The following is a 22842-nucleotide window of genomic DNA, read 5'->3' as shown; positions in this document are numbered from 1 at the left end:
CCTGGACTGACAGCAATAGCATTGCCGGGGTATAGGGGGTGTTACGGCAGGGCGATCAGCGCATCACGAGCTGGCCCTGCTGCTGGCCATTGTTGCGCAGCACGCGCACCACCAGGGTCGGCGGGCGCTGCTGGAAGTTGGCGCGCCAGCTGGCCAGGTCGGCGAATTCACCCACGGTGGCGTCGGTGATGATGTCGCCCTGCTGCAGGCCGTTGCTGGCCGCGCGGCTGCCACGCTTGACCTCGCTGACCAGCACGCCGCCGACACCCGACTGTCGCAGCGACTCGGGCAGGTCGACGAAGGTGGCACCGGTCAACCGCGGGTCCAGGCTCTCGCCGGTGACCGCACGCGCCTGTTCCTTCAGCGTGGCCTTGATCTGCACGGGCTTGCCTTCGCGGCGTACGTCCAGCGTCATCGGGCTGCCGACCGCAGCCAGGCCTTCCACGTTGTGCAGGGCTTCGGCGCTGTCCACGCGTTGGCCGTTGGCCGAGACCACCACGTCGCCCGGCTTCAACCCGGCCGCGGCGGCCGCCGAACCGGCCAGCACGCGGGTGATCAGCGCACCGCGCGTTTCGCCCAGGCCCAGCCCCTGCGCGATCTGCGCGGTCAGGTTCTGGCTCTCCACGCCCAGCGTGCCGCGTACCACCACGCCGTGCTTGACCAGCTGGTCGACCACGCTGCGCGCCAGGTTGGACGGAATCGCCAGGCCCAGGCCGATGTTGCCGGCCATGCTGCCCTGCGGGTTGAAGCTGGCGGTATTGATGCCGACCAGCTGGCCCTGCAGGTCGACCAGGGCGCCACCGGAATTGCCGGGGTTGATTGACGCATCGGTCTGGATGAAGTTCTGGTAGCCCAGGCCACGGATGCCGCTGCGGCCCACCGCCGAGACGATGCCCGAGGTGACCGTCTGGCTGAAGCCGAACGGGTTGCCGATGGCCACCACGAAGTCACCGACCCGCAGCTGGTCGCTGTTGCCGAGCTTGATGTCGGTCAGGTTCTGCGCCGGGATGCGGATCAGCGCGATGTCGGTATCGCGGTCCGAACCGAGGAACTCGGCCTTCACCGTGCGCCCGTCGGCCAGTGTCACCTGCACGTCATCGGCGTTGTCGATGACATGGTGGTTGGTCAGCACCAGGCCTTCCTTGGCGTCGATGATCACGCCCGAGCCCAGCGATTCGTTGATGCGCTCCTGCGGGATATCCGGGAACAGGCGGCGGAAGAACGGGTCGTTGAAGAACGGGTTGCGCACGCGCACCACCTGCTTGGTGTTGACGCTGACCACGGCCGGCATCGCCTTTTCCAGCATCGGCGCCAGCGAAGGCACCGCCTGTCCGGCCACCGCGGCCGGCAACGCGGCGGTGGTCGGCAGCACCGCTGGCAGCGGTGCTGCATCGGCACGGTTGTCCAGGTGGGCATTGATGCCGGTGGCAACGAAGCCACCGAAGGCGGCGGCGATTGCGAGCGTAAGCAGGGTGGGAAGCGGTCGCATGGTTGTCGGTTCGCTGGCGTGGGTGGGGGCGGTTCGGCCCTACGGTAAAACAAGCTGAATGAGTGTGTCGCGATCTGGATAAATGCGCCATGAAAACCGCAGGCCGCGAAAGGCGAGTGAGGAGGCTGACAGCATGGCTGTGGCGACACCGCACAGGCGACGCCTGCACCACCGAAGACGATCGCCGGGGGCGCCGACACAGACCGATACCTGCGCAGTTCCGCGCAACCGGGTGCCGCAATGCGCCACAGCACGCATCGGATGCCGCGTCCGTGCAACGGCACGCAACGGCCATCTTCGACCATGCGCTTGCTGTGGCGTAGTCCTTAAAAAAAGGGGTTTCCTGTCAACCCGCCGCTTCTGCGGCAGTGGTGGGCTACACCATGGCCGTCGCATCAGATGCGATTGCGGGCGCGTGCCCCGTTCCACGATCGTCAATGTCGGTATAGCATCGCCCCGTTTTGATACTTAAGGCCCCCAGGAGGGCAACATGAGCAACGGTAATGGTGTGTCGGTCGTGACCGACGCCGTCGAGAACGTCAAAGAAGCCGCCACCAACGTTGGCGAGACCATCGCCCACGCCGCCGAAGACGCCGTGAAGTCGGTCAAGAAGACCGTCAAGCGCGCCACCAAGGCGGCCGGTACCCGCGTTGCCAAGGCCAAGAAGGCCGTGGCCAAGGTCGAGAAGACCGTTGCCAAGAAGGCCGACAAGGCCGCCAAGTCGGTCGGCAAGACCGTTGCCAATGCCAAGAAGAAGCTGGAAGCGGCCAAGAAGAACGCCAAGGCCGAAGCCGCTGCCCTGAAGAAGGAAGTGGCCAAGAAGAAGGCCGCTGCAGGCAAGGCTGTGACCAAGAAGGCCGCTGCCGCCAAGAAGACCACCAAGGCTGCCGGCAAGAAGGTCGCCACCGTGAAGAAGGCCGCCACCAAGAAGGCCGCCGTCGCGAAGAAGACCGTTGCCAAGAAGACCGCGGCCGCCAAGAAGGTGGTCGGCAAGAAGGTCGCCACCGCCAAGAAGGCTGTGGCCAAGAAGACCGTCGCCGCCAAGAAGGTCGCCGGCAAGAAGGCCGTGGCTGCGAAGAAGGTTGTCGGCAAGAAGGTTGCCGTCACCAAGAAGGTCGCCACCAAGAAGACCGCGGCCGCCAAGAAGGTTGTCGGCAAGAAGGCTGCCGTCGCCAAGAAGGCTGTTGGCAAGAAGGCCGCCGTCGCCAAGAAGGCTGTCGGCAAGAAGACCGCCGTCGCCAAGAAGGCGGTGGGCAAGAAGGTTGCCGCCACCCGCAAGACGGTCGCCAGGAAGGCTGCGCCGCTGAAGAAGGTCGCCGCCAAGAAGGCTCCGGCCAAGAAGGCCGTGCGCAAGGTCGCCAAGCGCAAGTAATCGCGCCGTGACCGAAGGCCCTGCCACCCACCGGGTGGTAGGGCCTTTCGCGTTTCTGGGGCGCTACCTGGGGCAAGATGCAGGTTCTTCCCGCCGGAGCCCCGACCATGCGCGGTATCGACTTCAGTTCCTGGCAGGGCGTGCTGTCCACGTTGGCCGGCCTGGTCCTGATCACCCTGCTCGGCGTCGGCATCCGCCTGCTGGTGATGCAGACCCTGCAGCAGCGCCGCGAGCGCGAGAACCGGCAGATCAACGAACGGCTGCGCACGCTGATGGCCGCCTACAAGACCCTGGGCGGTTCGTTCACCGGCGAGCTGGGCGTGGATCCCAGCCATCGTCGCGACCTGCGCCAGCGCGAAGATGCCGACGGCATCGCCGAGCCGCGCTCGGACCGTGCGCGGCGCATCCGCGATGCGGTCGAGGCCGCGCTGTCGGACATCCTGCTGCTGGGCACCGACGAACAGGTGCGGCTGGCCACGCGTGCCGCCAACGAACTGGCACAGGGGCGCCCGGTGCATACCCACGAACTGGTGGTCTCGCTGCGCGACTTCGTGCGCGAAGCGCTGGATCTGGCCCCGATTCCGGCCGATCTGCAGATTCCACCGCAGGGGCCGACCCGGCCCGTTGCCAGTGGTGGCGGCAAGGGCCGTAACGACGGCGATGCCAAGGGCGGCCGTGCAGGCGGTGGCGGTGGTGGTGGAATGGGCGCCGGCATGGGCGGCATGGGCCTCGGTGCCGGCGCCGCACTGGGCGCCGGCCATGCTGCTGCCAGCGATGAAACGGACGCGCGCTGAGCACGTCCGCCGGGTTCAGCGCGTCAGCTCGTAGAGCGGCACGAAGCCGCCGTAGATCATCCGCGCGCCGTCGAACGGCATCGGATTCTTCGTTGGATCAAACCGCGGGTCCTCCATCATCTTCTTCATGCCGGCGTCGCGGGTCGGCTTGTCCGGCCATTCGATCCAGGAAAACACCACCGTCTCATCCGGCGTGGCTTTCACCGCGCCGAAGAAGTCGGTGGTCCTGCCGTGCGGCACGTCATCGCCCCAGCACTCGACCACGCGCAGCGCGCCGTACTCGATGAAAACGGGATCCCCTGTGCGTGCATGGGCGAGGAACTTCTCCTTGTTGGCGGTGGGCACCGCCAGGACGAAACCGTCGATGTAGCTCATTGCCTGCCTCCGGATGGACCGTGCCACATGCACGGCCTTCAGGTACACGACGAACCAGGGGATCGGGGATCGACAACGGTGGACGGTGAAGAAACCTGAAAAATGCACGCGCGCCGCGCGCGTATGCCAGACGCAGCCTGAATCAAGCCAAAAAATTCAGCAATGCGAAGACCGCTGTTTTCAGGGAGCGTTGTGGCGAATAACGGAGAATTTACATTCCCGATGCGATGGCGCCTTGGCGCTGCTGCACACCATAAGAAAGTAAAGGTGTACCCCCATGAAGAATTCGCTGATTGCTCTGGCCCTGGCCGCTGCCCTGCCGTTCACCGCTTCGGCTGCTGAGAACCTGTCCTACAACTACGCCGAAGCCGACTACGCCAAGACCGACGTTGAAGGCATCAAGGCCGACGGCTGGGGCGTGAAGGGTTCCTACGGCTTCCTGCCGAACTTCCACGCCTTCGGCGAATACAGCCGCCAGGAAATCGACCACACCAACCTGAAGGTTGACCAGTGGAAGGTCGGTGCCGGCTACAACGTTGAAATCGCTCCGAGCACCGACTTCGTTGCCCGCGTTGCCTACCAGAAGTTCGACCGCAAGCACGGTCTGGACTTCAATGGCTACAGCGCTGAAGCCGGTATCCGCACTGCCTTCGGCGCCCACGCCGAGGTCTACGGCATGGTCGGTTACGAAGACTACGCCAAGAAGCACGGCGTCAATCCGGATGGCCAGTGGTACGGCCGCCTGGGTGGTCAGGTCAAGCTGAACCAGAACTGGGGCCTGAACGGCGAGCTGAAGATGAACCGCCACGGCGACAAGGAATACACCGTCGGCCCGCGCTTCAGCTGGTAATTGCTGCCTCGGCGCGATTGCGCGCTGGAGACGCCCCAACAGGCCCGGCATTTGCCGGGCCTGTTGCGTTTGCGCCGTGGCAAACCGGAATGCTGTCTGACTGGCGGAATGCGCGGGCCAGCCATTGCAAGGAATTGGATTCCGCCGCTGCGGGCACCGACCTACGTTGGATGTCCCATGTTGCCTGGACATGCCGCAATGCCGCTGACCCTCCCGCCTCTGCTGCCTGATCGGCCACGACGCCTGGCGCTGCTGGACCCGCACCCGGTACTGCGGTTGGGCGTGGAAGTGCTGCTGCGCCAGCACGCGGGTGTGCAGGTACGGGTGAGCCTGTCCAGCGAGGCGCACCTGCTGCACCTGCTGGAGCGCAGCCCGACGTGTGTCGACCTGCTGCTGATCGATGCGTTGCCCATGGGCGACCTGGGCGATGGGTTGGCCCTGTTGCACGTGCTGTCGCAGCGCTGGCCGGCACTGCCGGTGCTGGTGCTCTCGGCACACTGCAATGCCAGCACGGTGGCCACCGCGATGCGTGCCGGTGCGCGCGGCTTCCTGTCCAAGTCGACGCCACCGGACGTGTTGCTGCGTGCCATTGATGTGGTCGCCCGGGGAGGGCGCTTCGTGCCACCGGAGCTGCGCGCGGAACTGAACCTGCCGGGCACGCGTGCACGCAGAATGCCGGCCCCGGCACTGGTGCCGTTGAGCCAGCGCGAACGGGAAGTGCTCGGGCTGGTGCTGAAAGGGGTCAGCACCAGCGAAATGGCCCTGCGATCGGGGCGTTCAGCCAGCACGATCAGCTCGCAGAAAACCTCGGCCTACCGCAAGCTCGGCATCCGCGGCGACGGTGACCTGTTCCGCTTCCGCCACCTGCTGGAATGCGGATGAGCGGCGTTACTCGCCCTGGTACTGCTTCTCTTCCACCAGTGCAGAACCGGCCACGCGGTTGATCTCGTTCTTCACCTGCACGCGCTCGCCATTGGTGCCATAGACACCGCGTGCCAGCTGGATGAATGCATCATCGAACACCTGGGCCGCTTCCTTGTCGCGCAGCTGGTCCTGGATGTCCCACATACGCTCGTTGATCGCCTTCAACTGCTGCTGCAGCGCGGCCAGGGCCGGCTGTGCCTGCAGCTGCTGCTGCAACAGGGGCAGCAGGCCGTCCAGCTCGGTGCGCACGTTGGCCAGCTTGGCGGCATCGTCGATGCGCTCGGCCTTGATCTGGAGAATGGTGATCTTGTCGATCAGCTCGCCGATCGATACCGGGGTCAGGATGGCGTCCACGCGGTTGGTTCCTGGAAACAGGGCGCCATGATACCGCGCCGCTGGCGCATGGCCCCGATCCACGGGATTTACGCCGAATTTGCGCCGCGGCCCGGGCCGCACCCTCGATCCGTTACGGCCACGCGCTGGACACTGCCGTCCCGGCGGCGTGACCGCCTTCGACGAGGAACACAGTGCAGTGAACAGCAAGGGGACGATGGCGGCGGTGGTGGCCGCCCTGGCAGGGCTGCTTGGCATGGGCAGCGCGCAGGCACAGGTGCAGGTCAGTGGCAGTGCGGCCTTGACCAGTGACTACGTGTGGCGCGGCAGCTCGCAGAGCGATGGTGACCCGGCGGTGCAAGCCGGCGCGAAGATCTCGATCCCATCGGGCTGGTACGCCAGCGTGTGGGGGTCCAACGTCTCGTTCAAGCCGGACAATGGCGCGCGCAGCGAGTTCGACCTGGTGGCGGGCTGGTCCGGCGCGCTGGCACCGGACTGGACGCTGGATGCGAACCTGACCCGCTATGTGTATCCGGGTACCGGTCGTGCGCTGGACTGGACCGAACTCAACACCACCGTGACCTGGAAGCAGCGCGCCTGGCTGCAGGTCGCGCATTCCAACGATGCGTTGGCCGGTGGCCATCGCGGAACCTATGCCCAGCTGGGCGTGCGTGTGCCGTTGCGCGAACGCGTCCGCCTGGAAGCAGCGGTGGGCCAGTACTGGCTGGCCACCGCGCAGGGCCCGGATTACCTGCATGGCCAGCTCAGTGCCATTGCCACGCTGACTCCGGCATGGGAGCTGCGCGCCACCGTGCATGACACCGACAGCGCGGCCAAGCGACTGTTCCCGGGCAATGCCGGTGGACGCTGGGAGCTGGCGCTGCAGGGCAGCTTCTAGTTCGACGATGCCGCCTGGCGCGCGCGCAGCGCGCCGGGCAGCCACAGCAGCAGGGCCAGCACGGCCACGGCGGCACCGGCCACGCAGACGCCGGTCCAACCGTAGCGCTGGTAGACCTGCGCCGACAGCAGCGAACCCAGCGAGCCGCCGATGAAGTAGCCGGTCATGTAGCCGGCATTGAGGCGGTTGCGCGCCGCGGGCTGCAGCGCATAGATCAGATTCTGGTTGCTGACGTGCAGCAGCTGTGCGGCCAGGTCCAGCACCACCACGCCGATCAGCAGCGCCAGCAGCGAGTGGGCCGACAGCCCCAGTGGCAGCCACGACAGCAGCAACAGCACCAGCGCGATGGCAGTGGCGCGTCCGGTCTGGCCGCGATCGGACATGCGCCCGGCCAGGCCGGCCGCCAGCGTACCGGCTGCACCGACCAGCCCGAACAGGCCGATGGTGGCATCGCTGTAGGCGTACGGTGGCTGCGCCAGCAGGAACGCGAGCGGGGTCCAGAAAATCGCGAACATGGCAAAGCTGCAGGCGCCCAGCAGGGTGCGCTGGCGCAGCACCGGCTCCTGCACGAACAGCACGCCGATCGAGCGCAGCAAGGCGAAATAGCCCAGGCCGGCGCTGTGGTGGAATCGCGGCAGGCCGCGCTGCAATGCCAGTGCGGTCAGCACCAGGGTGCCGGCAGCGATGGCATACACCAGGCGCCAGTCACCCAGGCTGGAAAGCAGGCCGGCCACGGTACGCGCCAGCAGGATGCCCAGCAGCAGGCCACTCATCAGCGTGCCGACCACGCGGCCACGATGTTCCGGCGCGGCCAGCGTGGCCGCGAACGGCACCAGCACCTGTGCCACCACCGAAAACAGTCCGGTGATTGCGGTCCCGACCAGCAGCCAGGCCAGCGACGGCGCGCAGGCACTGATCACCAGGCCACCGGCCGACAGCAGGCTCATCACCACGATCAAGCGGCGGCGCTCGAACAGGTCACCCAGTGGCACCAGCAGGATCAGTCCGGCGGCATAGCTCAGCTGTGCTGCGGTAACCACCATGCCGACCTGGCCGAACGGCACGCCGAAGGCATCTGCGATGGTGTGCAGCAGCGGTTGCGCATAGTAGTTGCTGGCCACGGCCACGCCGGTGGCGACCGACATCAGCAGCACCTGCCAGCGGTGCAGAGGGGGAAGGGAGGGGCTCACGCGGTGTTCCAGGAAGCGGGGTGCACAGTGTCCGCCTGCTGCGGTCATGATGGAAATGAATCATCATCATCCTTGTCATCTGAAAACAAGATAGCTGGATGAACCTCAAGCAGCTCGAGTTTGCCGTCGCCCTGGCCGAGGAGGGCAATTTCACCCGTGCCGCCGAGCGCTGCCACGTGGTGCAGTCCGCGCTCAGCCACCAGATCGCCCACCTGGAACAGGAACTGGGTGCCACGCTGTTCGAGCGCCTGCCACGCCAGGTGCGGGCTACCGCCGCCGGCGAGGCGTTGCTGGTGCACGCACGCCAGGTGCTGGCCAGCCTGCGCCACCTGCGCGCCGACGTGGCCGCCGTCAGTGGCGAAGTGCGTGGCCTGCTGGCCATCGGGCAGATTTCTTCGCTGACCGACATCGACGTCGTGGCGATGCTGGCGGCCTTCCAGCGGGTGCACCCACAGGTGGAGTTCCAGCTGCGCGTGGACAAGAGCGAAGACCTGATCGCACAGGTGCAGTCGCGCGCGCTGGATGTGGCACTGGTCGGCCTGGCGCCGTCGGCAGCGCTGGATGGCGTCTGCCACCAGGTGCTGCAGGAGGAGGATCTGGTAGCGGTACTGGCGCCGTCGCACCGGCTCGCCGGGCGCACGCGGCTGCCATTGACCGCACTGCAGGATGAAGCGCTGGTCGACTTCCCGCGCGGTACCGGTGCGCGCCGGCAGACCGACGATGCCTTCGCCGCCGCTGGCCTGCCGCACACGGTGCGTTTCGAGGTCAACCTGATGGAACTGGTCGAGCGCTTCGTCCGCCACGGATTGGCGGTGGGCATCGTGCCGGCGTTGATCGCCGAAGGTTTCCAGGGCGTGGTTCAGATTCCACTGCAGCCGACCCCGACCCGGCGCGTACACCTGGTCTGGCAGCGGCTGCCGACGCCGGCCGCGCGCGCCTTCGTCGAGGCCGTGCTCAGCCGCGCAGGCGCAGGCTCAGGCCCTTGAGGAAGTTGCGCAGCATCTGGTCCAGGCAGCGCCGGTAGTTGGTGTGCCCGGGCTGGCGGAACAACGCACCGACTTCCGACTTGGACACGTTGAAGCCGGCGCTGGCGAAGATCTCCATCAGGTCCACGTCGCGCAGCTGGAAGGCCACGCGCAGCTTCTTCAGCACCAGGTTGTTGTCGATGCGGGTTTCCACCGCACGCTGCGGCTGGCTCTCGTCGCGACCGCGCAGGTGCACGATCAGGCCATCGAGGAAGTGCGCCAGTGCGCTGTCGTTCATCGCCTCGAAACCGGCTTCGTCCTCGCGGCGCAGCCAGGCCTTCACCTGCTCGGTATCCACGGCGAAGGCCGGGTCGGCCATCTGGCACAGGGTGACCACGTGCTGGTCACCCAGGTCCAGGGAGTAGCGCACGCTGCGCAGGACATCATTGTTGATCATGGCGCAATTGTACCGGTCACCCCGACACGTGGGGTCGCCGCCCCGGATCTGGCCGATCCGGCAACACGGGTGCTGCCGGACGGTGCCAGAATGGGGATCTGGTTTTCCCCCTGGAGTTGCCTGATGACCCGCACTGTCCTGATTACCGGCGCCACGTCCGGCTTCGGCGCCGCCGCCGTCCACCGCTTCGCCCAGGCCGGCTGGAAAGTGATCGCCACCGGCCGCCGCGGCGAACGCCTGCAACCGCTGGTCGAGCGCTATGGCAAGGACGTGGTGCACGCCGCCGCCTTCGACATCCGCGATCCGGTGGCGATGGAGGCGGCCCTGCTGGCGCTGCCGCCGGCCTTCGGCGAGATCGACCTGCTGGTCAATAACGCCGGTCTGGCGCAGGGCACCGCACCGGCACAGAGCGCCAGGCTGTCGGACTGGACCACGATGATCGACACCAACATCACCGCGCTGGTGACCCTGACCCACCGCCTGTTGCCGCAGCTGGTGGAGCGCAAGGGTGCGATCATCAACATCTCGTCGGTGGCCGGCGTCTACCCGTACCCGGGTGGCAACGCCTACGGTGGCACCAAGGCCTTCGTCAGCCAGTTCTCGCTGGGCCTGCGTTCGGACCTGCACGGCACCGGCGTGCGCGTGACCACGATCGAGCCGGGCATGGCCGAGACCGAGTTCACCGTGGTCCGCACCCATGGCGACCAGAATGCATCGGACAAGCTGTACAGCGGTGCCAATCCGATGACCGCCGAAGACATCGCCGAACAGATCTTCTGGGTGGCCACGCTGCCACCGCACCTGAACATCAATCGCCTGGAGCTGATGCCGGTCAGCCAGTCCTTCGCCGGGTTCCAGGTCGCCCGCGAGGGCTGACGCCGTGTGTGGAGTCGAGCCATGCTCGACTCGGCAGAAACAAAAAAAGCCGGGCAATGCCCGGCTTTCTTCATGCAGTCCCGCAGAACGTCACTGCGCCTTGATGGCCATCGCCTGCAGGCCGGTGCCATCCAGCTTCTGCTTCGCTTCAGACAGTTCGCCGGCGCTGCCGTACGGCCCCATGCGCACGCGATACACGGTCTTGCCGTTGATCTGCGCCGACTCCACGCGTGCCGCCAGGCCCATCATGGCCAGCTTGGCCTTGGTGGCTTCGGCGTCGCCGGACGCACCGAAGGCACCTGCCTGCAGGATGTAGCGGGCGTTGTCGGCGGGCGCCGGTGCGGCAGTGGTCGCCGGCGCGGTGGGCGCGGCTTCCGCGCGCGGCGCGGGGGTGGCGGCCGTGCTGGTCGACGCCGGTGCGGTGCTGGCCGGCGGGGTTGCCGCGGCCGGGCGCTCGCTCAGCGGTGCCGGCAGCGGACGGTTGCTCGCGGTCACCGGTGCGGTGCTGGCGACGCTGGCCGTTGCGGTCGGTGCCGGCGTGGCCGTGCTCGCCGGCGGCACCGGCTTGCCCTCCAGCGCGGCCTGCGCGCGCGACGCTTCGGCCTTGGCCCGGCGCTGGTCCTCGGCACGCGCGCTGGCGGCCAGTTCGGCGTCGGACATTTCCACTTCCTTGCCCGGCAGCAGGGTGTAGAAGTCGTACTGCGTCGCCGCGGGCTTCTCCGGTTCGGCCGGCTTCGGCGTGGCCGGCTGCGCGGCTGGCTGGCTGCCGACATCGCTGTCTGCATCAGCAACCGGGGCCGGCTGCGCGTTCGGGTTCGGCTGCGGACCGGCGCGCAGGAAGCCGTCGCCTTCGCCCTTGAACAGGTTCGGCGCCGCCAGGAACACCACGGCGGCGATCGCCACACCGGCCACCAGCCACACCCATCCGGGTGTGCCCTGGCTGCTGCTGTTGCGTCGTGCCTGGGTTTTGCCGCGTCGTGCTGCCATGTGTACTGCGTCTCCTGATGCTTACATTTTTTCCGGGGCGCTCACGCCCAGGAGTTCAAGGCCGTTGGCCAGCACCTGGCGCGCCGCGCAGGCCAGGGTCAGCTTGGCGTTGCGATCGGCGGCGTCTTCCACCAGCACCGGCGTCCCGTGATACCACGTGTGGAAGGCATGCGCCAATTCACGCAGGTACTGCGCCACCAGGTGCGGCTCCAGCGCCACGCCGGCCGCTTCCACCACTTCCGGATAGCGCGAGATCTCGTTCATCAACAGCAGCGAGGCATCGTCGGCCAGGTGGCCAAGGTTGGCCAGGCCATTGCCCTGCTCGTACACCAGGCCCTTTTCCTGCGCCTGGCGCAGCAGGCTGCAGACACGGGCGTGCGCGTACTGCACGTAGAACACCGGATTGTCGTTGCTCTGCTGGCGCGCCAGGTCGATGTCGAAGGTCAGCTGCGAATCGGGCTTGCGCGCGATCAGGAACCAGCGGGTCGCATCGCGGCCGGCTTCTTCGATCAGGTCGCGCAGGGTGAAGTAGCTGCCGGCACGCTTGGACAGCTTCACTTCCTCGCCGCCGCGCATGACCGTGACCATCTGGTGCAGCACGTATTCCGGCCAGCCCTGCGGGATGCCCACTTCCATCGCCTGCAGGCCGGCGCGCACGCGCGCCAGCGAGCCGTGATGGTCGGCGCCCAGTTCGGTGATCGCGCGCTCGTAGCCGCGCTGCCACTTGGACAGGTGGTAGGCCACGTCCGGCACGAAGTAGGTGAAGGTGCCGTCGGACTTGCGCATCACGCGGTCCTTGTCGTCACCGAAGTCGGTGCTGCGCAGCCACAGCGCGCCGCCTTCCTCATAGGTGTGGCCGGACGCCTGCAGCTTGGCCACCGCTTCGGCAACCTTGCCGTCGGCGTACAGCGAGCTTTCCAGGAAGTAGATGTCGAAGTCGACACCGAACGCGGCCAGGTCCAGGTTCTGCTCGTTGCGCAGGTAGGCCACGGCGAAGCGGCGGATTGCCTGCATGTCGTCCGGGTCCTTGGCGCCGACCACGGTGCTGCCTTCCAGGTCGACGCTGGCACCGGCCATGTAGGCGCGGGCGACATCGGCGATGTACTCACCGCGGTAGCCGCCTTCCGGCCAGCCGTCCTGATCGGGTGCGATGCCCTTGATCCGCGCCTGGGTGGACAGCGCCAGGTTCTCGATCTGCACGCCAGCGTCGTTGTAGTAGAACTCGCGCTTGGCGTTCCAGCCGTTGGCATCGAGCACGCGGGCCACGCAGTCGCCGATCGCCGCTGCGCGGCCATGGCCGACATGCAGCGGGCCGGTCGGGTTGGCCGACACATACTCCACGCCCACCGTGCGGCCATTGCCGGACAGGTTGCGGCCGTAGTCGTGGGCTTCCTTGATGACCGAGGCGGTTTCGCGCTGGTACGCGGCCGGGGCCAGATGGAAGTTGATGAAGCCGGGGCCGGCGATCTCGACCTTGCTGACGTCCTCGCTGCGCGGCAGCGCCTCGACCAGCGCCTGTGCCAGTGCGCGCGGATTGCTGCGCGCGGCCTTGGCCAGCAGCATCGCGGCGTTGGTGGCGAAGTCGCCGTGGTCACGGGTCTTCGGGCGCTCGACCACGAAGTCCGGCGGCAGGGAGTCGGCGGGCAGGGTGCCATTGGCGCGCAAGGCTTCGATGCCTTGGCTGATCAGGGCGCGGAGGAGATTTTTCACGAGGCCTGCTGTGAGAATGAGCGGCGGAATCGCCCATTTTAGCGCAGATGCCCGCGCCCACGCTGACCAGGACATGCCTGCGGGGCGCCCGCCCGGCCCTGACCAGGGCCGTTCAGCCGAACAGGCGCGGCTGGGGCGGGGACAGCAGGCCCCGTTCAGCAAATGAAACGGGGCGGCCCTCGCCGACGACGAAGTGGTCGAGCAGGCGCACGTCCACCAGTGCCAGCGCCTGCTGCAGTTCATCGGTGATGCGGGTGTCGGCGCCGGAGGGCTCGGGGTCGCCGGAAGGATGATTGTGGCTGAGGATCACCGCTGCCGCATTGTGCAGCAGGGCTCGACGCACCACCTCGCGGGGATAGACCGGGGCGGCATTGATGGTGCCCTGGAACAGTTCTTCGCAGGCGATCAGGCGGTGGCGGTTGTCCAGGAACAGCGCCATGAAGATCTCGCGGGCCTGGCCGCGCAGGCGGTGCTGCAGATAGCGGCCGACCGCAGCCGGGTTGTTGCCGACGGCCTCGCCCTGCTGAAGTTCGGCCGCCAGATAGCGGTGGGCCAGTTCCAGCCCGGCGGCCAGTGCACAGCTTCGAGCAGGGCCCAGCCCCGGCAACCGGGCCAGCTCGCGGGCCGGGCGGTCCAGCAGCACACGCAGGGGACCGTGCGCCTGCAGCAGGTCGCGCGCGGTCTGCACCGCATCGCGTCCACCGAAGCCGGAGCCGAGGAACAGTGCCAGCAGTTCTGCGTCGGACAGCGTGGCGGGGCCGCGTGCGATCAGCTTCTCGCGGGGACGTTCCTGTTCGGGCCAGTCGTGGATGGGCATGCCTGCATCATCGCCAGTGGGGGCGATGCGGCCCATCAGGGCAGGACGCATGCCCGGGTCGGCCGTTGCCTCAGTCGCGTCGCGACTGCAGGTAGGCGAACAGCTCCTGGTTGTTCTGCAGCCCCAGCTTGCGCTTGGCCTCGGCCTTCTGCCGGCTGATCGTCTTGGGGCTGCGGCCGCAGTGGACGGCGATGGCGTTCACTTTCAGCCCGGCGGCCAACAGGTCCAGCACTTCCTGTTCGCGGGCGGACAGCGCCGCCGGTTCGCGCGCGAACATCAGGTCGCGCGCCTGCAGGTGGTGGCGCAGCTGCTGCGAGACGAACACCTGCCCTGCCATGGCCGCGTTCAGGGCCTGCGGCAACTCGCCGAAATCGGCGCACTTGTCGACCAGGCCGCTGACACCCTCACGCAGCAGGCCATCGAGCAGGCCGGGGTGGCGGGCGCCGGTAAGCACCACCACGGGCATGCGCGGGTGGCGTGCGCGCAGTTCAGCGATCAGTTCCGGGCCATCCGGGCCGGTGCCCGGCATGGAGAGGTCGGTCAGCACCGCGTCGCAGCCGTGGTGCTCGACCAGCTGCAGCAGCTCGGCGCCGTCACGCGCGCTGCCGACGACCTCCATCAGGTGGGTCTGCAGCACGATGCGGATGCCGTGCAGGACGACGGGATGGTCGTCGGCGATGATGATGCGCGGGTGCACGCGGAATCCTCGAAAAGCGAAGCGGCACACCTGCGGCGGCCACTGACGATTCTGCAAACGTGGCCGGCCTACAGGTATAGGAAAGTTCCGAATCGCAGTGTCTTGAACCCCGGAAGCGCTGTGGTGCAAGTCCCATCTGCTGATAGCTGCCCGCTATGTGCGCTGTGCACCGGGACATTACCGACCATCGGGTAAGCTAATGCCCTCGTTTGCACAGGAATTCCAGGTGGCTGACTCCCCCAACGCTTCCCCCGCGCCCGGCCGCGCGCTGGAAGGCCAGAAACTGCTGTTGTGCGTCGGAGGCGGGATCGCGGCCTACAAGGCCCTGGAACTGGTGCGACGCCTGCGTGATGCGGGCGCCCAGGTGCAGGTGGCGATGACCGCCGGCGCCCAGCAGTTCGTCACCCCCCTCAGTTTCCAGGCCCTGTCCGGGCAGCCGACCCGCACCACGCTGTGGGACAGCGCCGCCGAACAGGCCATGGGCCACATCGAGCTGGCCCGCTGGGCGGACCGCATCGTGGTCGCGCCGGGAACCGCCGATCTGCTGGCCCGGCTGGCCCAGGGCCATGCCGATGACCTGGTCAGCACCCTGTGCCTGGCCAGCACCGCACCGCTGACGATCTGCCCGGCGATGAACCATCGCATGTGGCTGCATCCGGCCACCCAGGCCAACATCGCCCTGCTGCGCCAGCGTGGTGCGCAGGTGATCGGCCCGGTCGATGGCCCGCTGGCCGAAGGTGAATCCGGTCCCGGCCGGCTGGCCGAACCCGGCGACATCGTGGCCGCGCTGGCCGCCAATGGCGGCGCCGCTGCGACGGTTGGCGCGCCGGAAACCCGTGCCCTGCAGGGGCTGCGCCTGCTGATCAGTGCCGGCCCGACCTACGAAGACATCGATCCGGTGCGTTACGTCGGCAACCGCAGCAGCGGCAAGATGGGCTTTGCCCTGGCCGCCGCTGCTGCCGCGCTGGGCGCGCAGGTGGTGCTGGTCAGCGGTCCGGTACAGCTGCCGACGCCGCCGGGCGTGCAGCGTATCGACGTGCGCTCGGCCGCGCAGATGCGCGATGCCGTACTGAAGTCGCTGCCCGCCGACATCTATATCGGTGCCGCCGCGGTGTCCGACTACACGCCGCGCCAGGTCGCCGCGCAGAAGCTGAAGAAGACCGCCGACAGCCAGTCGCTGGTGATCGAACTGGTGCGCACGCCGGACATCCTCGCCGAAGTCGCTGCACAGACGCAGTCGCTGAAGCTGGTGGTCGGCTTCGCCGCCGAGACCCACGACGTGGAGAAATACGCGCGCGGCAAACTGGTCGACAAGCGCCTGGACCTGGTGATCGCCAACCAGGTCGGCATCAGTGGCGGCGGTTTCGAGAGCGACAACAATGCCGCCACGGCCTTCTGGCAGGACGGCGAACAGGTATTCCCGGCCACTTCCAAGCGCGAGCTGGCCGAACAACTGCTGGCGCTGATCGCGCGGAGACTCCAGGCATGACCCAGGCATCCACTTCCCACCCGCTGCAGGTCAAGCTGCTCGATCCGCGCTTCGGCGACAGCTGGCCGCTGCCGGCCTATGCCACCGAGGCCAGTGCCGGCATGGACCTGCGCGCGGCGCTGGATACCGCGCTGACCCTGCAGCCGGGCGACACCGCGCTGGTGCCCAGCGGCCTGGCCATCCATATTGCCGACCCGAACCTGTGCGCGGTGATCCTGCCGCGTTCCGGGCTGGGCCATCGGCATGGCATCGTGCTGGGCAACGGCACCGGCCTGATCGATGCCGACTACCAGGGGCCGCTGCTGATCAGCGTCTGGAACCGTGGCCGCGAGGCCTTCACCATCGAGCCGGGCGATCGAATCGCGCAGCTGGTGGTGGTTCCGATCGCCCGCGTCAGCCTGCAGGTAGTGGATACTTTCACCGACAGCGTGCGGGGCGCGGGTGGATTCGGCCATACCGGGGTGCGTTGACAGGGGACATCGATGAGCGGCATCGGGGAAGGACAGCGGGGACGGTCGTTGGGTCGCAGTGCACCTCTACTGGGGGTGCTGTTGATCCTGTTGGCCGGCTGGTTCGGATGGAGCGCGGTGCAGCAATGGCGGCAGGAGGCCAACGGGCAGGCGCTGGAAGAGGCGCGTGACCAGGCCGTGCAGGGCCTGCAGCAGGCTGCTGCAGGCCAGTTGCAGCAGCTGCAGCAGCAGTTGAAGAATGATCGCGTGCAGCAGGCGCTGCAGGCCGGCGACGCCGCTGCGGCGGCGCTGGCCGTTCGCGAGAGCTGGACCGGGGTCGAGCAGGTCGAGGTGCTGGCGGCCGATCTGGCCAACGCCTATGCCGATCCGGCCACCTTCGGGTATTCCCGCCTGGCGCTGCTGGAAGCGGCGCTGGCCGAGGCCAGGCCAAGCCTGCGCGTGGTCCGCGACGGCGGCGGCAACCGCCTGGGCCTGGCCGCGCCGGTGCAGCTGGGCAGCCTGGGGCCGGCCGTCATCTATGTCCGCCAACCGCTGCTGCGGCTGACGTCGCCGCTCGACCAGGTCAGCGCGCCGTCCGCCGGCTTCCTCGGCCTGCGCCAGGGAGCATTCGATCTGGTCACCCAGGGCGACCCGAGCCTGGCCGAAAGTGCGGAAGCGCTGGCGCGCCCGGTTGCAGGCACGCCGTTGCGGCTGGTCGCGTCGGTGCCGAATGTCGAGGCCGGTCCGCTCGGCCTGGGCGCGCTGGCCAGCGCCATTGTGGCGTTGCTGCTGGCGTTCATTGCCGTGTTGCTGGTGGTGGGGCGCGACCGGCTGCCGAAGTCGCTGCCGTTGCCGCGCCGCGCCGCCGCGTCCGAGGCCGACCATGGCCCGACCCTGAGCGAGAGCCTGCAGCAGGCGCCGCCACCGGTGGCCGCCGTGACCGGCAGTGGCGATGCCACGCCACCGCCGCCACCGCCGGTGCCTGCCGAAGAGCTGGCCGCCGGCATCTTCCGCGCCTATGACATCCGCGGCATGGTGGGCAGCGAACTGACACCGAAGACCGCGGCGCTGATCGGCCAGGCCATCGGCACCGTGGCACTGGAGCAGGGCCTGCGCGAGGTGGTGATCGGGCGCGATGGCCGCCTGTCCGGACCCGAGCTGACGGCCGGGCTGGCCGAGGGCCTGCGCCGTGCCGGCTGCGCGGTGATCGACATCGGCCTGGCGCCGACCCCGCTCGTGTACTACGCCGCCTTCCATCTGCGTACCGGCACCTGCGTGGCGGTCACCGGCAGCCACAACCCGCCCGAGTACAACGGCTTCAAGGTGGTGATCGGCGGCGAGACGCTGTCCGGCGACGCGATCACCGATCTCTACCAGCGCATCGTCGAGGGCCGCCTGGTGCAGTCCGCCGAGCCGGGTGACTACCAGCAGCGCGATGTCAGTGCCGACTACATCCAGCGCATCGCCGATGACGTGCAGCTGGACCGTCCGCTGAAGGTCGTGGCCGATGCCGGCAATGGCGTGGCCGGCGCACTGGCCCCGCAGCTGCTGGAAGCAATCGGCGCCGACGTCATTCCGCTGTACTGCGATGTCGATGGCACCTTCCCCAACCATCATCCCGACCCGAGCGAGCCGGCCAACCTGGAAGACCTGGTGCAGACGGTCAAGCGCTTCGGCGCCGACCTCGGCGTAGCCTTCGATGGCGATGGCGACCGGTTGGGCGTGGTCACCGGCGAAGGCAGGATCATCTATGCCGACCGCCTGCTGATGCTGTTCGCTGCCGACGTGCTGATGCGCAATCCGGGCGCGATGGTGATCTACGACGTCAAGTGCACCGGCAAGCTGTCCGACCATGTGCTGCGCAACGGTGGCAGCCCGCTGATGTGGAAGACCGGGCATTCGCTGATGAAGGCGAAGATGCGCGAGACCGATGCCGAGCTGGCTGGTGAGATGAGCGGCCACTTCTTCTTCAAGGAACGCTGGTTCGGCTTCGACGACGGCCTGTACGCCGCTGCGCGCCTGCTGGAGATCCTGGCCCAGCGCGAGGAAACCCCGGACGAAGTGCTGGGCGAACTGCCGGAGATGGTCGCCACGCCGGAGCTGAAGGTAGCGGTGGCCGACGGGACGCCGCATGCGCTGGTGGCGATGCTGGTGGCGGCGGCGCAGTCGCCGGACAACCCGTATGTGGGGGGCCGCCTGTCGACCATCGATGGCCTGCGCGTGGACTTCGCCGATGGCTGGGGCCTGGTGCGTGCCTCCAACACCACGCCGGTGCTGGTGCTGCGCTTCGAAGGCAACGACGAGGCCGCACTGGAGCGCATCAAGGCCTTGTTCCGCAGCCAGCTGCAGCCGGTGCTGGGCGACACGCCGCTGGGGTTCTGAGGTGGGGCCGGGCGGCGCCCGGCACCCGCCGAATCAACGTCAACGTCAAAGGCCGGCTATCCGTAGGATGCGGGGTGGGTCCGGTTGCGCGGGACGCTGCAAGTCCCCCTCCGGGGCCCGGCCCAGCCGCTGGCGGCTGGGGGTTCGGGCGCTTGCGAAGCAGTGCTTCGCAAGCAAAGCGCCCTCACCCATGTAAGCTCGGTCGCCGCATCCATGCGGCTCACGCCCCCGCAACCGGACCCACCCCGCCTTCGACAGATTTCCGCGATCTGTCCGAACCGCATGAACTGCTCTTGGTAGGTGTCGACCTTGGTCGACACAGCAGAGATCCACGCCATGCGTGGATGCTCTTCCGAATTTGCTTTGGTGGGTGCCGACCGTTGTTCGGCACACCCTCACCCCTTGAATCGCAAGCCCACGCCCGGTTCGGTGAACAGGTAGCGTGAATCCAGCGCCGAATCGCCCAGCTTGTGCCGCAGCTTGCCGACCAGGATGCGCAGGTAATGGGTATCGTGCTGGTGGGTCGGCCCCCAGATCTCCTGCAGGATCTGCGGCTGTGTCACCACCCGCCCGGCATTGCGCAGCAGCAGCGACAGCAACGCGTACTCCTTGCGGGTCAACGCCACCGGTTCACCCTGCAGGGCGACTTCGCGGCGCACCAGGTCCACGCGCAGGTGGCCGTCGTCGAACACCGGTGGCGTGCCATCACTGGGTACGCTGCGCGTGCGCAGCAGCGCCCGCACCCGCGCCATCAGTTCCTGCGTGCCGAACGGCTTGGTCACGTAGTCGTTGGCGCCGGTATCCAGTGCGCGCACCTTCTCGGCTTCGCCGGCGCGCACGGTCAGCATGATCACCGGCACCTGGCTCCACTGCCGCAGCTGTTCAAGTACCTCGTGGCCTTCCATGTCCGGCAGGCCGATATCCAGGATCACCAGGTCCATGTCCTCGCTGGCGGCCAGCTGCAGGCCTTCCTGGCCGGTGGCGGCCTGTCGCACCTGGTAGCCCTGCGCGCGCAGGCTGATGTCCAGGAACCGGCGGATCTGGGTTTCATCATCGATCACCAGCACGCGCGCGGCCGGCACGCTGGCATCAATCGGGGTCGGGCTCATCGTGGGAGGCTGGCTTGAGCAGGGGCAGGGTGATGCGGATCAGGGTACCGCGACCGTCGCGTCCGGGCAGCGCCTGCACGCTGCCGCCATGTGCGCCGATCATGCCCTGGCAGATGGTCAGGCCCAGGCCGGTGCCGTGGCGGCCGCGGTCGCCGCGCTCGACGCTGTAGAACATGTCGAAGATGCGCGCGCGCTCGTCGTCGGGAATGCCGGGGCCGGCATCGATCACGTCGATGCGCAGCTGGCCGTCCAGTTCGCGCGCCTGCACCTGCACGGCGGCGTCGGGCGGCGAGAACTTGGCCGCGTTCTCCATCACGTTGAACACGGCCTGTTCGACCAGCGCCGGGTGTACCCAGATCGGCGCCAGCGTGGACGGAATGTCCAGCTCCAGCCGCACCTTGGGCTGGTAGCGCTGCAGGCGCCGTGCGGCCGAGCCGATCAGTTCGTCCACGCCGATCCAGTCACGGTTGATCTTCAGACCTTCGTGGCCAAGGCGGGTCATGTCCAGCAGGTTCTGGATGTAGCGGTCCAGCCGCTCGCCTTCGACCAGGATGGTGTCCAGCAGGGCACGGCGATCAGCCGTGTCCATCGCCGCGCCGTAACTGGCCAGGCTGTCGGCCGAACCGATCATCGCCGCCAGTGGAGAGCGCAGGTCGTGCGACACCGAAGAGAGCAGGGCCGAGCGCAACCGCTCGGTCTCGTTGCTGACATGCGCCTGTTCCAGTTCGGCCACCAGCCGGGTACGCAGTGCGGCCTGTGCGATGTCATCGACCATCGCTTCGGCAAGCTGCCGCTGTTCGGGCAGCAGGCGTGCCTGTGCGCCGGGCAGGTACAGGCCGGCCACGCCGATCGCGCGATCTTCGCCATCCAGCAATGGCAGGAACCACCACTGCGCACCGGCCAGGGTGTCGGTGAAGCGGCCGCTGGGCTGGCCGTGGCGCAGTGCCCAGTCGGCGGCAGCCAGGTCGGTATCGCCGGGTTGGCTGCGGCCACCGGCGGCAGTGTCCGCGCCGATCCGCAGCCACGCCGGCACATCCATCGCCTGCTCCAAGGCATGCCGACCTGCCTGTGCCACCTCGCCGTTGCCGGCGGCGCTGGCCAGCTGACGGCCCAGCTGCTGGCGTGCACGTGCATGGCGATTGGCCGCACGCAGCGCAATGACCTGCATGCGCAGGCGCGAGGCCAGCCGTCCGGCCACCAAGGCGGCGGCCAGGAACAGGAACACGGTGATCACGCCTTGGCGCGCACCGATGGCGAAGGTGAAGCGGGGCGCGATGAACAGGAAGTTGTAGGCCAGGAAGCACAGGATCGCCGCCATCACCGCCACGCTGGCACGCGTGCGCGCCGCCACCAGCACCACTGCCACGATGAACACCATCGACAGGTCGGCCATGCCGACCCAGCGTTCGGCCAGCCAAGCCACCGCACAGGCCAGCGCGGTGGCGATCAGTGCCTGTACCGGCTCGTAGCTGATGCCGCGCATCGGTGGCAGCAGACCTTCGCGGCGCGAGCGCGCCCGGGCCTGCGGCGTGCTGATGATGGTGATCTCGTAGTGCGCGCCGCGCTGGATCAGCTGCTGGGTCAGGGTTCGGTTGAACATCCGCGCCAGCGGGCGCTCACGGGTCCGCCCCAGCACCAGGGTCGATACACCGTTGTGCGCTGCATGGTCCAGCAGGGCATCGGCGATGCTCGATCCGTGCAGCAGTTCGGCGTCGCCACCCAGGCGCCGTGCCAGGGCGAAGGCCGCATCGATCTCGCGCCGCGTGGCCTCGTCCTGGCGCCGGCCCTGCACGGTCACCACCGTCCACGGTGCGTCGCGGCGCTCGGCGATGCGGCGCGCCACCCGCACCAGGTACTCGCTCTGGCCGCCGCCATCGATGGCCACCAGCACGCCGCGCCGCAGCGGCAGGTTGCCTTCGCCCCGTGCGGCGCGGGTTTCACGCAGGCTGCTGTCGACGCGGTCGGCGGCTTCCTGCATCGCCAGCTCACGCAGGGCGGTCAGGTTGGCCGGCGAGAAGAACGCCTGCAGCGCCTGCGCGGCCTGTTCGGGCACATAGACCTTGCCCTGCTGCAGGCGCGCGATCAGTTCGCGCGGCGGCAGATCGACCAGCACGATGTCGTGCAGGCGATCGAGCACGCCATCGGGCACGGTCTCGCTGACCCGCACGCCGGTGATGCGCATCACCACGTCGTTGAGGCTTTCCAGATGCTGGATGTTGACCGTGGTCCAGACGTCGATGCCGGCGTCCAGCAGCTCCATCACATCCTGCCAGCGCCGCTCATGGCGGCTGCCGGGCGCATTGCGATGGGCCAGTTCGTCCACCAGCACCAGCGCCGGATGCCGTGCCAGCACGGCATCCAGGTCCATCTCCTGCAGGGCGTGGCCATGATAGGCCACGTCCTTCAACGGCAGCTGCGGCAGGCCTTCCAGCAGGGCCTGGGTTTCGGCGCGGCCATGGGTTTCCACCAGCCCGACCACCAGGTCCACGCCGCGGCGCAGCTGCTCCTGGGCACGGGTCAGCATGGTGTAGGTCTTGCCCACACCCGGCGCAGCGCCGAGGAACACGGTCAGCTTGCCACCGGCTTCGCGTTGCAGGCCTTCCACCAGGGCATCGGCCTGGCGGGTACGCGCATCAGTCATGGGGGCCGCTGTCATGGCCGCCATTGTGCGCGCAGCCG

At 68.1% G+C, this 22842-nt stretch carries 21 protein-coding genes; 10 read left to right on the top strand and 11 right to left on the bottom strand.

Annotated features, from left to right (window positions below):
• Positions 1–55: 55 nt before the first annotated feature.
• The gene (locus tag AC5P8F_RS14435; protein ID WP_014645652.1) at positions 56–1489 is read right to left on the bottom strand and encodes a Do family serine endopeptidase; all 1434 of its coding nucleotides are present in this window, start codon (positions 1487–1489) and stop codon (positions 56–58) included.
• 490 nt (positions 1490–1979) lie between these two features.
• Here AC5P8F_RS14435 and AC5P8F_RS14430 point away from each other — a divergent pair, with 490 nt between their 5' ends.
• Entirely contained in the window at positions 1980–2861 is an 882-nt protein-coding gene (locus AC5P8F_RS14430; RefSeq protein WP_495220122.1) for a histone, read from the top strand.
• A gap of 107 nt (positions 2862–2968) precedes the next feature.
• Complete coding sequence (locus AC5P8F_RS14425; protein WP_014645654.1) at positions 2969–3655, top strand: hypothetical protein; 687 nt, start codon at positions 2969–2971, stop codon at positions 3653–3655.
• Between the two features lie 15 nt (positions 3656–3670).
• Here the strand turns inward: AC5P8F_RS14425 and AC5P8F_RS14420 are convergent, their stop codons facing one another.
• Complete coding sequence (locus tag AC5P8F_RS14420) at positions 3671–4030, bottom strand: DUF1428 domain-containing protein (protein ID WP_495228439.1); 360 nt, start codon at positions 4028–4030, stop codon at positions 3671–3673.
• A gap of 277 nt (positions 4031–4307) precedes the next feature.
• Between AC5P8F_RS14420 and AC5P8F_RS14415 the strand changes: the two genes are divergently transcribed.
• Both AC5P8F_RS14415 and AC5P8F_RS14410 read left to right on the top strand, forming a co-directional pair.
• A complete protein-coding gene (locus tag AC5P8F_RS14415) occupies positions 4308–4880 on the top strand; it encodes an OmpO family porin (protein WP_014645657.1) in 573 nt (190 codons plus the stop codon).
• Between the two features lie 198 nt (positions 4881–5078).
• Positions 5079–5762: a response regulator transcription factor gene (locus AC5P8F_RS14410; protein WP_032961444.1), complete on the top strand. Its 684-nt coding sequence runs from the start codon at positions 5079–5081 to the stop codon at positions 5760–5762.
• A gap of 6 nt (positions 5763–5768) precedes the next feature.
• Here the strand turns inward: AC5P8F_RS14410 and AC5P8F_RS14405 are convergent, their stop codons facing one another.
• The gene (locus tag AC5P8F_RS14405) at positions 5769–6158 is read right to left on the bottom strand and encodes a DUF6165 family protein (RefSeq protein ID WP_010486915.1); all 390 of its coding nucleotides are present in this window, start codon (positions 6156–6158) and stop codon (positions 5769–5771) included.
• 178 nt (positions 6159–6336) lie between these two features.
• Between AC5P8F_RS14405 and AC5P8F_RS14400 the strand changes: the two genes are divergently transcribed.
• Positions 6337–7035 carry a TorF family putative porin gene (locus tag AC5P8F_RS14400; protein ID WP_495228437.1) on the top strand — a complete coding sequence of 233 codons (699 nt, stop codon included), beginning with the start codon at positions 6337–6339 and terminating at the stop codon, positions 7033–7035.
• On the opposite strand, the gene AC5P8F_RS14395 is transcribed toward AC5P8F_RS14400, so the two are convergent.
• Positions 7032–8180: an MFS transporter gene (locus AC5P8F_RS14395; protein WP_329768298.1), complete on the bottom strand. Its 1149-nt coding sequence runs from the start codon at positions 8178–8180 to the stop codon at positions 7032–7034. The two genes, AC5P8F_RS14400 and AC5P8F_RS14395, sit on opposite strands and share 4 nt — an antisense overlap.
• A gap of 143 nt (positions 8181–8323) precedes the next feature.
• Here AC5P8F_RS14395 and AC5P8F_RS14390 point away from each other — a divergent pair, with 143 nt between their 5' ends.
• Positions 8324–9211: a LysR family transcriptional regulator gene (locus AC5P8F_RS14390; RefSeq protein WP_014645661.1), complete on the top strand. Its 888-nt coding sequence runs from the start codon at positions 8324–8326 to the stop codon at positions 9209–9211.
• Here AC5P8F_RS14390 and AC5P8F_RS14385 read toward each other — a convergent pair.
• Positions 9180–9647, bottom strand: a complete 468-nt coding sequence (locus AC5P8F_RS14385) for a YehS family protein (protein ID WP_014645662.1) — start codon at positions 9645–9647, stop codon at positions 9180–9182. The two genes, AC5P8F_RS14390 and AC5P8F_RS14385, sit on opposite strands and share 32 nt — an antisense overlap.
• 123 nt (positions 9648–9770) lie before the next feature.
• Between AC5P8F_RS14385 and AC5P8F_RS14380 the strand changes: the two genes are divergently transcribed.
• Positions 9771–10523, top strand: coding sequence for an SDR family NAD(P)-dependent oxidoreductase (locus tag AC5P8F_RS14380; RefSeq protein WP_014035694.1), 753 nt, complete (start codon positions 9771–9773; stop codon positions 10521–10523).
• Between the two features lie 90 nt (positions 10524–10613).
• On the opposite strand, the gene AC5P8F_RS14375 is transcribed toward AC5P8F_RS14380, so the two are convergent.
• From AC5P8F_RS14375 to AC5P8F_RS14360, 4 genes are all read right to left on the bottom strand, one after another.
• On the bottom strand, positions 10614–11510 hold the full coding sequence (locus AC5P8F_RS14375; protein WP_046428160.1) for an SPOR domain-containing protein: 897 nt from the start codon (positions 11508–11510) through the stop codon (positions 10614–10616).
• Positions 11511–11531: 21 nt separating this feature from the next.
• Complete coding sequence (gene argS / locus AC5P8F_RS14370) at positions 11532–13220, bottom strand: arginine--tRNA ligase (protein WP_032961431.1); 1689 nt, start codon at positions 13218–13220, stop codon at positions 11532–11534.
• 112 nt (positions 13221–13332) lie between these two features.
• Positions 13333–14037 carry a RadC family protein gene (radC, locus tag AC5P8F_RS14365; RefSeq protein WP_014035697.1) on the bottom strand — a complete coding sequence of 235 codons (705 nt, stop codon included), beginning with the start codon at positions 14035–14037 and terminating at the stop codon, positions 13333–13335.
• 70 nt (positions 14038–14107) lie between these two features.
• Positions 14108–14734 (bottom strand): response regulator, encoded by a 627-nt coding sequence (locus AC5P8F_RS14360; protein WP_014645666.1) that lies wholly within the window; start codon positions 14732–14734, stop codon positions 14108–14110.
• A gap of 199 nt (positions 14735–14933) precedes the next feature.
• Here AC5P8F_RS14360 and coaBC point away from each other — a divergent pair, with 199 nt between their 5' ends.
• From coaBC to AC5P8F_RS14345, 3 genes are read left to right on the top strand one after another with little or no spacing between them, the layout of a single operon-like run.
• A complete protein-coding gene (coaBC, locus tag AC5P8F_RS14355; protein WP_329768293.1) occupies positions 14934–16223 on the top strand; it encodes a bifunctional phosphopantothenoylcysteine decarboxylase/phosphopantothenate--cysteine ligase CoaBC in 1290 nt (429 codons plus the stop codon).
• Positions 16220–16693 carry a dUTP diphosphatase gene (gene dut / locus AC5P8F_RS14350; protein WP_014035700.1) on the top strand — a complete coding sequence of 158 codons (474 nt, stop codon included), beginning with the start codon at positions 16220–16222 and terminating at the stop codon, positions 16691–16693. The genes coaBC and dut overlap by 4 nt, the downstream gene beginning before the upstream one ends.
• Positions 16694–16705: 12 nt before the next feature.
• Entirely contained in the window at positions 16706–19054 is a 2349-nt protein-coding gene (locus AC5P8F_RS14345) for a phosphomannomutase/phosphoglucomutase (RefSeq protein ID WP_032961426.1), read from the top strand.
• 395 nt (positions 19055–19449) lie between these two features.
• Here the strand turns inward: AC5P8F_RS14345 and AC5P8F_RS14340 are convergent, their stop codons facing one another.
• Together AC5P8F_RS14340 and AC5P8F_RS14335 are read right to left on the bottom strand one after the other, a co-directional pair.
• Positions 19450–20163: a response regulator transcription factor gene (locus AC5P8F_RS14340; RefSeq protein ID WP_032961423.1), complete on the bottom strand. Its 714-nt coding sequence runs from the start codon at positions 20161–20163 to the stop codon at positions 19450–19452.
• Complete coding sequence (locus AC5P8F_RS14335) at positions 20144–22804, bottom strand: ATP-binding protein (protein WP_014645670.1); 2661 nt, start codon at positions 22802–22804, stop codon at positions 20144–20146. Before AC5P8F_RS14335 ends, AC5P8F_RS14340 begins: the two co-directional genes overlap by 20 nt.
• Between the last annotated feature and the right edge of the window lie 38 nt (positions 22805–22842).

It is taken from the genome of Stenotrophomonas sp. YJH_SMC_69 (genome assembly GCF_059370495.1).
This window is presented reverse-complemented; position numbering and strand designations above follow the sequence as displayed.